Annotated in this window: 10 protein-coding genes; 8 read left to right on the forward strand and 2 right to left on the reverse strand. The window is 55.2% G+C overall.

Features of this window, described 5'->3' with window-relative positions:
- The first annotated feature begins 11 nt into the window (after positions 1 to 11).
- The 7 genes from OH144_RS09395 to OH144_RS09425 all read left to right on the forward strand — a co-directional run bounded on the left by OH144_RS09395 (position 12) and on the right by OH144_RS09425 (position 9,352).
- A complete protein-coding gene (locus OH144_RS09395; protein ID WP_266206043.1) occupies positions 12 to 3,068 on the forward strand; it encodes a TonB-dependent receptor in 3,057 nt (1,018 codons plus the stop codon).
- 314 nt (positions 3,069 to 3,382) lie between these two features.
- On the forward strand, positions 3,383 to 4,597 hold the full coding sequence (locus tag OH144_RS09400; RefSeq protein WP_266206044.1) for an ABC transporter substrate-binding protein: 1,215 nt from the start codon (positions 3,383 to 3,385) through the stop codon (positions 4,595 to 4,597).
- Positions 4,584 to 5,438, forward strand: coding sequence for an ABC transporter permease subunit (locus OH144_RS09405; protein ID WP_266206045.1), 855 nt, complete (start codon positions 4,584 to 4,586; stop codon positions 5,436 to 5,438). The genes OH144_RS09400 and OH144_RS09405 overlap by 14 nt, the downstream gene beginning before the upstream one ends.
- Positions 5,431 to 6,192: an ABC transporter permease gene (locus tag OH144_RS09410; protein WP_266206046.1), complete on the forward strand. Its 762-nt coding sequence runs from the start codon at positions 5,431 to 5,433 to the stop codon at positions 6,190 to 6,192. The genes OH144_RS09405 and OH144_RS09410 overlap by 8 nt, the downstream gene beginning before the upstream one ends.
- Positions 6,192 to 6,941, forward strand: coding sequence for an ABC transporter ATP-binding protein (locus OH144_RS09415; protein WP_266206047.1), 750 nt, complete (start codon positions 6,192 to 6,194; stop codon positions 6,939 to 6,941). Before OH144_RS09410 ends, OH144_RS09415 begins: the two co-directional genes overlap by 1 nt.
- Positions 6,925 to 7,869, forward strand: coding sequence for a radical SAM protein (locus tag OH144_RS09420; RefSeq protein WP_266206048.1), 945 nt, complete (start codon positions 6,925 to 6,927; stop codon positions 7,867 to 7,869). The genes OH144_RS09415 and OH144_RS09420 overlap by 17 nt, the downstream gene beginning before the upstream one ends.
- 973 nt (positions 7,870 to 8,842) lie before the next feature.
- Entirely contained in the window at positions 8,843 to 9,352 is a 510-nt protein-coding gene (locus OH144_RS09425; RefSeq protein ID WP_266206049.1) for a hypothetical protein, read from the forward strand.
- Between the two features lie 3 nt (positions 9,353 to 9,355).
- Here OH144_RS09425 and OH144_RS09430 read toward each other — a convergent pair whose 3' ends face one another.
- Both OH144_RS09430 and OH144_RS09435 read right to left on the reverse strand, forming a co-directional pair.
- Positions 9,356 to 10,882, reverse strand: a complete 1,527-nt coding sequence (locus tag OH144_RS09430) for a sensor histidine kinase (RefSeq protein WP_266206050.1) — start codon at positions 10,880 to 10,882, stop codon at positions 9,356 to 9,358.
- Positions 10,883 to 10,889: 7 nt separating this feature from the next.
- Positions 10,890 to 12,044, reverse strand: a complete 1,155-nt coding sequence (locus OH144_RS09435; protein WP_266206051.1) for an acyl-CoA dehydrogenase family protein — start codon at positions 12,042 to 12,044, stop codon at positions 10,890 to 10,892.
- Positions 12,045 to 12,350: 306 nt separating this feature from the next.
- Here OH144_RS09435 and OH144_RS09440 point away from each other — a divergent pair, with 306 nt between their 5' ends.
- The gene (locus tag OH144_RS09440; protein ID WP_266206052.1) at positions 12,351 to 14,003 is read left to right on the forward strand and encodes a M28 family peptidase; all 1,653 of its coding nucleotides are present in this window, start codon (positions 12,351 to 12,353) and stop codon (positions 14,001 to 14,003) included.
- The last annotated feature ends 121 nt before the right edge of the window (positions 14,004 to 14,124 follow it).

Here is a 14,124-nt window from a genome sequence, read left to right on the forward strand (position 1 = left end):
ACTACGTACGCATGCGATTATTTTTACTCATACTGGGGTACATCATCCCCATGGCCGCTGCCTTTGCACAAGGGGCCATCGAGGTGACGGTGCTCAACCCAAAACTGGAGCCGGTGCCACAGGTGCAGATCACAGCCTCCAACGAGGCCATTGGCTTCAGCGCCACCCGCACCACCAACAGCAAAGGCATGGCCACCTTCAACGGACTCAACACGGCCGGCGCCTATACGATACTTTCGGCGGAGAACGAGACCTACACTTTTGTTTCTTCCGAGCCGGTCGTACTGCGTTCCAATTTTACCCGCACCGTTACGCTGGTGCTGCCTTTCAGGCGCGAGGTAGAGCTGCAGAGTGTAACCGTGTTTGCCCCCAGCACCACGCGCCTCAACCTTTACAATGCCGAGGTGTCGTCGGAAATGCGGATCTCGGAGATTCGGGCGTTGCCGGTGGAGGGGCGCGACGTATCCAGAATGCTGTACCGCCTGCCTAACGTCACGCAGGCCACGGGCTTTTTCCCGGAGGCACCGAATGTCAGTATAAACGGAGCCAACCCATTGTTCAACAACTACCTTATCGACGGCTTGGACAACAACGAGCAGTTTTTAGGCGGCGCGCGCTTTAACGTGCCTGTCGGGTTTGTGCAGAACGTGTCGGTGCTGACAAATAACTACTCAGCGGAGTTCGGCAACACGGGCAACGGCATCATCAACATCACTTCCAGATCGGGCAGCAACAAGCTGCAGGGCGAGGCATTCTTCCTCACCCGCCCCGGTTTTCTGGATGCCTCCTCCCCTTACGCCCAGCGCGACTTATCCGGCAACCAGGTAAAGGACGGCTTTCAGCGCTACCAGGCAGGTTTTGGCGTGGGTGGCCCTATCCTGCGGGACAAGACATTTTACTTCCTCAACTACGAGCACACTACCGACCTGAAAGACAACATCCTGCGCAGCCCGGCTTTGGGCGTGAATGAGACTGTGCGTGGCCAGAACTACTTTAACTACCTCTCGGGCAAGGTTGACCACTACTGGAGCGACCGCTTTCACTCGGCCGTCAGGGCCAATGTAGGCATCGTAGGAATTGGCAGGCAGGCAGGAGGTTTAACAGGCGGCCTGAATTTCCCATCCGCCGCCAGCGACCAGGTGCGCAACTCGCTCAACCTGGCCAGCACCAACGTCTATACTTCCGGCAACCTGACGTTGGAGACGAACCTGCAGTACGCCCGTTTCCGATGGGATTACGTGCAGCCCGAAAACCCCACAAGTCCGGACGTAACCGTGCTGGGGCCCACCGGCGAGACAGTGGCCGTGCTGGGCCACCCGGGCTACGCCTTCGAAAGTATACAGCACACCTGGCAGGCCCAGCAGAAAGCCACCTGGACGCAGGGCAGTCATACCTTTAAGGCCGGAGCCGAGATCCTGAGCACCGACCACGCCCTGTTTGGCGGCGGCAACCCAAATGGCAGCTATACCGTGCAGCTCACGCAAGGGCAAGCAGAGAATCTGCGGGCGGCTAACTTAGGCTCAGGCTTACGTATAAACGATATTCCCTCGGATGTGCTGGTGACCCGATATGCCGTGGAGCTGCGGCCGACTGCCTTTGGCAAACGGCAAAACATCTATACTTTATATTTGGAAGACCAACTGCAGGCCACCGAGCGACTGAACCTGAACCTTGGCCTTCGTTACGATTACGATAATCTCTCCGAAGGCGGAAACAGCCAAGGCGATTATAACAACCTGGCTCCGCGCCTGAGCTTTAACTACCAACTCACCCCCTACAGCACCATACGCGGCGGTTTCGGGCTTTTTTATGACAAGATTCTCTACACCGTCTACAGTGATGCCCTGCAGCAGAACAACAACTCGCAGGCCTTTAAAAAGCAGCTTTCCTACTTTGTAGAGCAGGGTATTCTACCTTCGAACACAGACCTGGACCGCGTGACCTTTAACGGCAACCTGACCGTGGGGCAAAGCGACAACGCTGGCTTACCATACGGCTACCTGCAGGGGCCGCCGGCCGGGAGCTTTGCCAGGCAGCGCAACCTCTTCAGCAACGAGCGCCGCATCCTCAACCCCAACGGCTACGATAACCCTTACACGCAGCAGTTCTCGCTGGGCTACCAGCTGCAGATGGCGCCGCAGCAACTGTTTTACGTGGACCTGGTCTACAACCGCGGCCGCAACCTGTTTCGCACCGTCAACCTGAACGCCCCCGCCGCCTGGGACTACAGCCGAAGCCAGGAAGAAGGCATTGCCCGCAGCACCACCTGGGCCGACGAAACGCGCCCGCTCCCGATCTACGGGAACTATGCGATAATCAATGATGAGCGTGTGGAAGGCGTAGCCAGGAACCTGGTGATGACGGAATCGGGGGGAGAAAGTAACTACTATGCCGCCAGCTTTAACCTGCAGAAGGACAAGACCGACGATAAGTTCTCCTATCGCCTGATCTATACTTTGTCGTACCTTGAGAATAACACCGAAGACATCAACTTCCGGGCAATGGATGCCAATAATTTTGAAGCCGAGTGGGGCCCCAGCATCAACGACCGTCGCCACGTCATCAACGCCATTTATACGTATTTCCCGGTGAAAAACCTGACACTCACGGCGGCGGCGCTCCTGCAAAGTGGGCAGCCCATCAACCGCATTCCGGACGCCACGCAGTATAGGATAGTAAATCGTGATGGAAGTCCTGTCCTGAACGCTAACGGTGCCCCCATCTTCACCAACGATCTGAACGGCGATGGCGCTGCTTTCGGCGATGCCTATGTGGGCAACTCTGACCGCCATCCCGGCGAAGAACGTAATTCCGACCGCCTACCCTGGTCCAACACCTTCGATGCAAGTGTGCAGTATTTTATACCTTTCGGGGCTGATAGAAGCAGCGGCTTGGAAGTACGGGCCGATGTGTTCAACGTTTTCAACGCCGAAAACCTGAGCGGCTATAGCAACAACGCCACCCAAAGCAACCAGATCCAGGTGGGTCCGGCCAGCAGCGGCGTGCTGGTGCGCCGCAATGCTGCCCCGCCAAGGCAGTTCCAATTTGGGATGAGGTATGTGTTTTAGGAGTTAGAGAGTTGGGGAGTTAGAGAGTTGGAGAGTTAGAAAGTTAGAAAGTTAGAAAGTTGAAAGATGCTCTATACGGAGTAGGCCTCTTAATTTCTATCTTCATTGTCATCTGAAAGGATCTTGGTAGCGAATAGTATAGGCTCAGCCCACCTTCCGACAAGGTTCTTTACAGAATGACCTATGTTTAAAGCTAGAGCGCTAGCGCGTCATCTCGGGAACCACCACAAGATGCGCTAAGCATGTGGCAAAAAAGTATAAAAGTATACATCCCTCCCCTGTCTTTAGGGAAGGGGCCGAGGAAAAGGTAAAACATGAAGAACATCAGTATATTATTACTACTCCTCACCCTGCTATGCAGCAGTTGCGGAAACAGTAACCAGCAACAACTGAATGTGCAGAAAGCCAGCTGGGCAAGTATAGAAGCGGCGGCCAGGGGCACCACGGTGCAGCTAATGATGTGGCAGGGCGATCCGCTCATCAACAAATACATGCAAAACTATGTGAAGCCGCAGCTGCAAAAGCAGTATGGCATCACGCTCGACATTAACTCCGGGCAGGGAAAGGACATTGTGGGGCTGGCTTTGGGCGAGAAAGAAACTGGCAAAACTTTCAGTGAAATGGATGTGGCCTGGATCAATGGCGAGACCTTTTACCAGTTGCGCCAGCTCGACGCGCTCTATGGCCCGTTTACGGAGCTTTTGCCCAACAACCGGTACGTGAATTGGCAGAGCCCTTTCATTGCCCGCGACTTTCAGCAGCCGGTAGAAGGCATGGAAGCGCCCTGGGGCAACGTGCAGCTGGCTTTTATTTATAATGCTGAGAAGGTACCAACACCACCCGCTTCTTTTGCCGGACTGGAAAGCTACATCAGAAACAATCCCGGCACCTTCACTATTCCCAACGAATTCACCGGCATGACCTTGCTCAAATCCTGGATGATCGCCCTGGCCGGAAAAGAAGAATTGGCCGGTGATTTTGTCGAAGTGAAGTATAAAAAATACAGCAGGCAGCTGTGGCAAAAGATCAACCGGCTGAAACCCTACTTCTGGAAGCAGGGGCAGACCTTTCCGGCCACGCTTTCGCAGCTGCACCAACTCTACGCCAACGGCGAGGTGAACTTTACTTTCAGCAACAACGACGGCGAGGTAGATAACAAGATCCTGCAGGGCGTTTTCCCGGAAAGCTCCCGTGCCTATGTGCCGGAGCCAGGCACGATCCAGAACACCCACTACCTGGGCATCCTAAAGCAGTCAGGTAACCTGCCGGGGGCGCTGGTGGTGATCAACTTCCTGCAGTCGCCGGAGGCGCAGTATCAGAAGGCCAGCCCCGAAGTATGGGGAGATGGGACGGTGCTGGCAACTGAGAAACTGCCTACCGAGTGGCAGCAAAAATTCCAGAACATCCCTGCCCGCCGGCATGCCCCCGACCGCGCTGCCATCCAGGACAGGGCTTTTGAGGAACTAGCACCTGAGTATATGATCAGACTCTATGACGATTTCAGAACAGAAGTTATTGAGCAAAACTAAGGTAGGCGCTGGCATATACCTACGCTTAGCTTTCCTGCTGCTGGCAGTGCTGCCCGTGGCGGGCGGACTACTTTATGGCCTGGCCTATAGCTTCGGATTGACGGGTGCGCTCAGCACGGGCTTTACCCTGCAGCATTGGCAAACCGTATGGAGCAGTGGCGCTTTCCTCCACTCCCTGGCCTACAGCCTTTATATAGCCGTAGTCGCTATCACCATTGCCACAGCCGCTGCCCTCTTCCTGACCTTATACTTTCAGAAAAGCCTCCGAAGCGGTTCCCTGAGCTACCTTTTATACTTGCCCCTCACCCTTCCGGCCATGGTCATGGGTTTTCTGGTGTTTCAGCTGCTTACCAAATCCGGGCTGGTGTCGCGGGTAGTGTATGGAGTGGGTTGGATAGCTGAACTGCAGGAGTTCCCCAGCCTGGTGCACGACAACCTTGGTTTCGGCATTATACTGGCGCATGTGCTGATGGCAGTGCCGTTCCTGACACTGCTCTTCCAGGCTATATACCGCGAGCAGCACCTGGCGCAGTTGCAGGAGGTGTCGGTTAACCTCGGAGCCGGCAAGCCATACTTTGTCAGGCGCATCGCCATCCCCACCATACTTAAAACCGCTGCGCCAAACCTGCTGCTATACTTCATTTTTATCCTGGGTTCTTATGAAATCCCGCTGCTCATCGGCAGCCAGCAACAGCAGATGGTGTCGGTGCTGGCGGTGCAGAAGTTTCAGCGCTTCAACCTGCTCGACATCCCGCAGGGCTACGCCATCAGCGCGGCCTTTACCTTGTTTGTATTGCTCCTGCTCTCTATCAGCTTTAAAAAACTGCAGCGCCATGCTTAGGAGAATCCTGACTGCCTTACTTGCCTCGGCCATACTTTTGCCGTTCCTATTCTTCGGGATGCTGTCGGTGGGGCAGGCGTGGTTTTACCCGAGCATTTTGCCCCAGCGCTTTACGCTGAGCAACTGGCAGGAGCTGCTGGTGGGGCAAAGCGAGCTGCAGGGAAGCCTGTTGCTCTCGCTTTTGCTTGGTGTGGGCGTGGCCATTCTTGCTACCTTGGCAGGCTTCATCATCAGCAAGGAAATAGCCCAGGCAAAGTATAAAAACCGCTGGCTGCTGCTGGCCTACTGGCCTTTCGTGCTCTCGCCGGTGGTGCTGGCCATCCTGGTGCAGCGTTTTTTTCTGTTAACTGGCATGAGCGGCGAAGTGATCGGTGTGCTGCTGGGCCAGCTTATATTGGCTTTCCCGTTTGCCGTGATTTTTTTCCAGAGCTTCTGGAGCTATGAGGTACTGCAGCTGGAGCAACAGTCGCAAACCTTGGGCGCTTCGACGGTTTATACGTTGCAGAGCGTGCTGCTGCCACTGGCAAAGCCCCTGCTGCTCATCTGCCTTTTCCAGACCTTCCTCATCTCCTGGTTCGAGTATGGATTAACCCAGTTCATCGGTTTGGGAAAGGTAAAAACGCTGACCATCTTAGTGTTTAAGTATGTGAATGAAGCCAACATTTTTCATGCAGCCCTGGCTTCGCTGCTGATCATGCTGCCTCCTGCCCTTTTGCTGTGGCTCAACAAAAAGTTTGTTTTTAGAGGGATCTGATGCTGTCGATACAAAACCTATATAAGACCTATAATGCTCACACGGTGCTTGATCAGGTGTCGTTGGAATTGCCGCAGGGGCAGATACTGGCGGTGCTGGGGCGCTCGGGCTGCGGCAAGACCACCTTGCTCAAAGCAGTGGCCGGGCTGCTCCCACCGGACAACGGAAGTATAACATGGGCCGGCGAAAGTATGGATACCGTGCCACCGCGCGAGCGGGAGATGGTCTACCTGTTCCAGGAGCCTCTACTTTTTCCGCACCTGAGCGTGTTTGAGAACATTGCCTATGGTTTGCGTGTTCGGAAAGAGGCAGAAGACAAAGTGAGGCAGAAAGTACAAAGTATGCTGGAGGAACTGGAGCTGCAGGAGCATGCACAGAAAAAGCCGTCGCAGCTGTCGGGCGGACAGCGGCAGCGGGTAGCCTTTGGCAGGGCCATCATTTTTCTGCCGCGCGTCCTTTTGCTCGATGAGCCCTTCGCCAGCCTAGACACCCAAACCCGCGCCAGCATGCAAAGGCTGTTCCTGCAACTGGCCCGAAAGTATCGCATCACCGCCCTGTTTGTAACACATGATGTGAAGGAGGCGCTGCTGGTTGGCAACCGTTTTGCCTATATGGTGGCGGGTAAACTGCAGGTTTATACTTCCAGGGAAGCATTTATGGAAGACCCTCAGACCGGTGTGCAGGAAGAGCTGGCTTTCTGGCACAGTATTGAACATAATATACCAACTAATCATGCCACAGGACTTTAACCATATCGAATCGGTTTACTGGGTGTTCACGCAGCTCTGCAACGACCACTGCGACCACTGCTATAATAACTCCGGTCCGCATGGCGAGCGCATCTCCGAGGAGGAGTGCTTGGCTATTATTGGAAACCTTCCCGATAGCATGGATCGCCTGATCCTTTCGGGTGGTGAGCCATTGGCCGACAAAAAGCTGCTTTACGCTATCCTCGACCGCCTGCAGGAGCTCTACCAGGGCCGCGTGCAGATCATGTTGCAAACCAACGGAGACCTGCTGACCGAGCAGATACTGGACACGCTACTCGAGAAAGGCATTACCCGCTTCGACATCGCCAGCATTGACCGTTACCACAAACACGCCGGCGCTCGCCTCATGGAACTGGCCGATTTGTTCCATCGCCGCGGCGTGAACGGCGACGACAAGGATCCACTCATCGAAAAAGACACCTATATCACCCGGCACAAAGCCAGCTGGGGCTATTGGGGCGCTACCATCGATATGTGGCTGGGTGGTAACTGGGCCCGCGGCCGCGCCTATGAAAAAGGCCACTGGAAGCAGGACCCGGAGCATAACTTCTGCGCCATCCTCTCCGGGGGCAAAGGCTTCCTAACAGGAGCTGAGGACATTCCGCAGGAGATCTCTATCCAGCTCTGGAAAATAAATCCCTGCTGCCCAGGCACCAAAGTTCCGCTCGGCGATGCCCGCACCGAGAAAGTAGCCGACGTGCTGCAGCGGGTGTCTAAATCCGAGATATGGCAGAAGATAAATGAGGGCAATCCCCTGGCTATGGGCGAAAGCATAGGAATACCCGAGGAGTACGCCAGGGAGCGAACAGCACAGCTACAGAACATCTGCCTCTGGTGCGATGAGTTTTTCGAAAAGCACTACCAGGGTGGGGCCATAGAGCGAAGCTGTAGTGGTTGCAACAAGTAGTATTCGGCTATACCTCTTTTAATTCCTCCTCTTCATTAACCTCTTCCCTTTTTGAGGGGTTTACCCAGAATAGAGGAAGTTCAGCAGCGCTGGGCCCAACCACCCCTGCCCCTCTTCCGAAACAAGTCCGGGATCCGAGGCTTTGCTAGGTGGGGAGCCTGTGACTACTGTGGCTCAAGTATAAATTTCATAGTTGCTGATGTCACGCGGACTGGTCGCGACCTGTTCCTACAGGTATAAACCCACCCCTACCCCCTCCCAAGAGGGGAATTCTGTAGCACCGGGTCCAACCACCCCTGCCCCTCAGAGCTGCGCTCGCTACCTTCGAACTCTCGTTCTCGGTAGTCCAAGGAGGGGAGCCATACTTACTACTTTCCCTGTCATCTCGAGCAGGGCGAGAGATCTATCCGATATTCTATAGAGATTTCTCCCAAAGGTCGAGATGATAAATAGCAGTGGCTATCGAAATGATACCCAGTCCTTGGGTGGAGCGCCTATGCGAGTTTTTCCGGTGCTGAACGAAGTGAGGCAGCCCGAGGCACGAGGGCAGGAAAAGCTCCCAGCGCGATGCCCTTATCGAGGGCCCCTACCCCCAGGACGAGCCCTCCCGGGCTAGAGGGAGCCAAAGTCAGAAATGAAACGATAGGTCTGTAAAGCCGTGGATGAACAGCAGCTAGTAAGGATAGCTTGACTCAAGTTGCAGGAAGCAGAGGCTAAGAGAGGCACAAGCAGAGGCTAAGCGCCAGCAGGAGCTATAATGCTTAAACCGGCAAGTATAAAGAACATCCCAAGTATAGAAGTATAGATTTCAAGCTAGCCAGTCGGGTCCAAAACGCAACATGATTCGTAGGACACAAGTCGGAAGACCTGCACCAGAAAGACACGATATAAAGTATAACCGGCAAGTATAAAAGCATAGCCAAAACACTAACCACCGCTACAGAGTAAGTATAAACCACTAACCTGAAAAGCTATGCAGAACGACAAACAAACAGTTAACGACATCACATCCACTACAGCCCGAGTAGCAGGAGCCATTGGCAAAGGCATTGTGGCCGGACTTATCGGAACCGCCGCGATGACCATTGCCCAGATGCTAGAGATGCGGCAAAACAACCGCGAATCCAGCGACACGCCCTATCAGGCAGCTAAAAAAGTATTTGGGGTGAAAGCCGAAGACGAGGACGCCAAGGAGAACGTCAATAACCTGATGCACTTTGCCTATGGCACCGCCTGGGGTATACCTCGCGCGCTGCTGGCGGAGTTTGGCATGAGCGGCACCGCGGGCACATTAACGCATCTGGGGGCCGTGTGGGGTACAGAGCTCGCGGTAATGCCACAGCTGGGTGTGATGGAGCCAGCTACGGAGTGGAAGCCAGCGGCTATCGGCAAAGACCTGCTGTTCCATACTATCTATGCCGTAGCCACAGGCTTGGTAGTCGATGCGCTAGTAAAAGGGACAGAGGAAAATAAAGAAGCGTAAAGGCTATACTTTCAACCTGATCGTAAAAGTGCTTCCCTCCCCTACCTTGCTTTGCAGGTCAATCTCACCGCCGTTGTTCTGCACAACGCGTTTCACAATGTATAAGCCTATGCCAGTGCCTTGAACGTGCACGTGCAGGCGCTTAAACAGCTCAAACACCCGCTGCCGTTTAGAGTCAGGTATGCCCAGGCCGTTGTCCTTCACCTGCAGGTAAAAATCGCTCCCCTCCTGCCAGGTTTTAATGCCAATATGCGGAGCACGGTCCGGCGATTTATACTTGATGGCGTTGCTGATAAGGTTGTAAAGTATACTTTTAAAGTTGCGCTTAGAGAAGTATAGCTGCGGCGCGGCGCTACAATCCAGTTCCACCACGGCATCGGCAGCACTTATCTCAAAGGAAACAAGCTCTTTCACCTCCTTCACCATCTTTTCTACATGCAGCAGCGTGGCCTCCTGCTCAAAGCTCTTCTGGATGCGCGCCACCTCAGTAAGGTCTTCCACGGTGTTTTTAAAGCGCTGCACCGATGCCTTTATATGCGCCAGCTCCGCTGCCACGTCCTGCCGCTTCTCGCCCAGGCTTCCCTCCAGCAGCTCCACCAGCCCTTCAATGTTCAGGATGGGAGATTTGAGGTCATGGGAGGCGGTGTACACAAAGGTATCGAGGTCAGTGTTCAGGCGCTTGAGGTTAGCGTTCATCTGCTCCAGTTCGTGCAGGTGCGCCTGGGTGCGCTGCTGCGAGCGTATGGTTTCGGTGATGTCGTTGATGATGAGGATCCTGAAGTTCTCCCGGTTGCGGTCGTCCACCTCCGCCAGCGAAATTTCCAGGTACTTTACCCCCGCCTCGAGCGGCAGCTCAAACACGCGCTTCTGCTCCGTAATGGTCTCCTGGTTTACAAACTTTTCCACGTCCGGCTGCACCTGCACTGGAAACAGCGGCAGCAGGGGGCCGCTCAAAATCTCGCGCTCAGTTTTACCGAACAGGTGGGCCGCATACGTGTTAATGGTGAGCACCTTGCCGTACTTGGAAATAAGCGCTGCACCGATGGGCGCCTCCTCCAGCACACGGGCCGTGTAATCACCAGGCACCTTCTCCAGCGCCGTCAGGCTAAAGTCCAGGTCAGTGGCGACCGATTTCCGCATCTTCTGGAAACTGCGGCGCTGCGCCGTCCGCTGCGCGGCATCCTGCACCATGTCCACCAGCCGCTCCTGCACCTGGCTGGACACGCACATCACCGTTGGCCCCACAAATGGGGAGAACTGCAGCGACTGCTTTACCCGCACAAAATTGCGCTCATCGTTGATCAGCAACACCGACAGGGTTTTGTCGCGGGCATAAGCCTCCTGCGCCACGCGCACCGGGTTGTTCACCTCCTCACCCACCAGCAGTACGCCATACTTCTTCAGGTTGCCGTCCATGCGGCGCACCTCGCCCTCAGCCACCTCCTCGAACGTGACGTCCACCCCCTGCAAATTTTCCTTCAGGAGCGCAAGCGTGGAAGTATAGAGGCCGGTATAGAGGATCTCCGTCATGGGGTAACTAACTGTCGAGTATAGGTTGCTCCAGCAGGGCGCGGCCCAGCCAGGTATAAAGTATGTCGGTGGTCGGGGCCATGACGTGTGCGGCGCGGGCATCGCGCAGCAGTAGCTCCAACCGGGAGTTCTCGCGGTAGGCAATACCCCCGGAGAGGGTCAGAGCCTCGTTCACAACCTCTACGGCACAATTGGCCACCTCGGCTTTAGAGGATATGATGGAGAGCACGGCCATGGGGTCTCCGTTGTCGTATTGGCGAGTGGCACTGTAAATAAGCTGCCGTGTGCGCTCTATCTTGGCCCATAGTGTGCCAAGGCGGTGCTGCAGCAGCTGGTTATGGCTCAGCGACATACCGCTGTGGCGATAAGAGCGCTTCATCAGGTGCTCGCGGGCCTCATTAAAGGCGGCCTGCGCCACCCCCAGGTACGTACCCGACATGGCCGTGAGGAAGTAAGGCGCCACTACCTGAAATACGTACCACAGCTGGTCACCCTGGTCGCCTAACAGGTTTTGGGCCGGTACCCTCACCTCCTGCAGGGCCAGGCTGCGCGAGGAGTTGCCGCGCATTCCGATTCCGTTCCACTTCGCCCCCCAACGCAGGCCCTCCCGATCTCCCTCCACCACCACACATGAAAACTCATGCTGCATGGCCTCCGGGTCTACGCCCATTGTGGAGATAACGTACGAATCGGCCTTGCTGCCGTTGGTCACAAACGTCTTCTCGCCCTTCAGTATAAACTCGCTTTCAGATACCGACAGCAACTGCGTTTGCGGGAAGTAAAAATGGGAGCCTGTGCCGGGCTCACTCAGCGCCAGCGTGGTCAGATGCTCGCCAGCAGCTATGGGTTCCAGAAAGTTCTTTTTCTGATACTCCGTGGCCTTGGCCGCAATCATGGCCGTGCCCACGGAGTGCATTCCGAAGCAAAGCCCGGCTGAGGCAGACTCCTCTCCTATCAGCTCACAGGCCTGCGCCAGCCCGAAAAGGCCGTGCCCCAGGCCACCGCTCTCCTTCGGCACCACAAAACCTCCGAGCCCCTCCCGTTGCAGCCTGCGCATACTTTGCTCGGGCCACATCGCCTCTTTGTCCACTACGGGAGCTTCGTCACGTACGGTACTCTCTGCTATTTGCCTGATCAGGTCTAGTGTCTTCTCTAAACTCATGTGTGTCTTATAGAATGGCGGCCATACCGAAAGTTCATACTTCCCGCTGCCGGTTACCGGACGTATGACAGCCTAGCCATATCATCTTAAAGATAACGAGTTATAAGCGTATGCCCAGCATATTGCTGGTTAATTGAATGATATGGTTTCTCTTCCCTCCGATGTTAATAAAAGCAACCATGCCTGCTTACTCCATTTTATACTTCCGCGATACATCCTTACCCCATAAATTTCTGCTGGTTTGGATCATGGGTAGCATAAATGGCGGTTAATAGTTTAATTTACAGGATGATCAACAAGAGAATTATGAAATGGAAATGTTTAGCGGCAGGCCTTTGCCTGGCTTTGGCCTCCTCAGCAGCTTATGCCCAAACGGCTGAGGTGCCCAGGCCCGTGGCCAAGGCAATGAAGAAAGTAAAACCCGCCGACATCAGCGCGCACATCGCCTACCTGGCCGACGATAAATTGCTGGGCCGCAAGCCGGGCACGCCGGGCTTTCAGCTGGCTGTAGACTATGTTACCGACCAGTTCAGAAAGCTGAACGTGAAGCCTGCCGGGGAGAACAACACGTACCTGCAAACGGTGCGGGTGCGCACCGCTTACACCAACCCGAAGGCTACCATGCAGCTAACTGCCGATACAGCGGGCACTGTGGAGCTGGCATATGGCAAGGACTTTACGATCTTCCCGAACGCAGGCCAGGAGCAGGTGTCGCTGCAGGCGCCGCTGGTGTTTGCGGGCTTCGGCATCAGTGCCCCGGACATGAACTATGATGACTATGCCAACATAGATGCCAGAGGAAAAGTAGTGGTGATCGTGCGCGGCACACCGGAGGGTTTCCCTTCTACGGTGGCATCTTACAGCACCGATTACCAAACCATTCTGAACACCGCTGCCAAAAACGGGGCCGTGGGTGTACTGGTCGCATCGATGAACCCGAATGGGGGGCTGCCTGACTTCTCCACCCGTGGCATGTCCAGCGTAATGGGTGCCGATGGGAAAGTGGCCGCCTCGCGCAGTCACCATGAGGCTATCAAGCTGCTGGGGATGGTGCATTTCAACGTTTTGCAGAAGCTGATGGCCGCCGCCGGGCAGGACCTGCAGCAGGTAGCCGGTAGCCTCCGCAGCGGTACACCCGCCTCTACACCGCTTCCGTTTAGCATCAGCAGCAACTACAGCAACCGCTACGAGGATATCGAGACATACAACGTGGTGGGCAAAATCGAAGGCTCCGACCCGGTACTCAAAAACGAGTACGTGGTGCATAGTGCCCACCTCGACCACGTAGGCGTAGGCAAGCCAATCGATGGCGACTCGATCTACAACGGCGCCCACGACAACGCTTCCGGAGTGGCCAGCCTGCTGGAGATTGCCAAGATATACGACAACCTAAAACAGAAGCCGAAGCGCTCTATACTAATCGTGATGGTAACGGCGGAGGAAATGGGCCTGCTGGGCTCTGCCTACTTTGCTAAATTCCCTACCGTGCCAGCCAGCCAGCTAGTAGCCAACGTGAATACCGACATGCCAACCCTTATCGCGCCGCTGCTGGCGGTGGTGCCGCTGGGAGCCGCGCACTCGTCTTTGCAGGATGAGGTACAGCAGGCCAGCGAGTACCTGGGTTTGGATGTGGAGGAAGACCCGGAGCCAGAGCAGAACCGCTTTGTGCGCAGCGACCAGTACAGCTTTGTGGTACAGGGCGTACCGGCGCTCCATATCAAGTATGGCAACAAAACCGCAGACGGCAAAAACAACCTGGACGAGACCGTGAAAGTATGGCGCGAGAAATACTACCATAAACCGCAGGACAACTTCGAGGGCGGCACCTTCGATTTTGACGCCGCCAAAAAGTATGTGCAGCTCAACTTCCTGATCGGCTACCTGGTGGCCCAGGACGTGCAAAAGCCTACCTGGAACGAAGGTGACTTCTTCGGCAACAGGTTTGGCCGGGCTAAATAGCCGGCAGAAGTGTAAATTAAAGTATAACGCCTGTAGAGAAGCCGTACATCTCGGCTAAGGGTTTATGCTTTCTCTAAAAGGTAAAATAAAACAGCCCGGCAGCAAAAGCTACCGGGCTGTT

The organism is Pontibacter kalidii (assembly GCF_026278245.1).
In the GTDB taxonomy this organism is placed as follows: Bacteria; Bacteroidota; Bacteroidia; order Cytophagales; family Hymenobacteraceae; genus Pontibacter; species Pontibacter kalidii.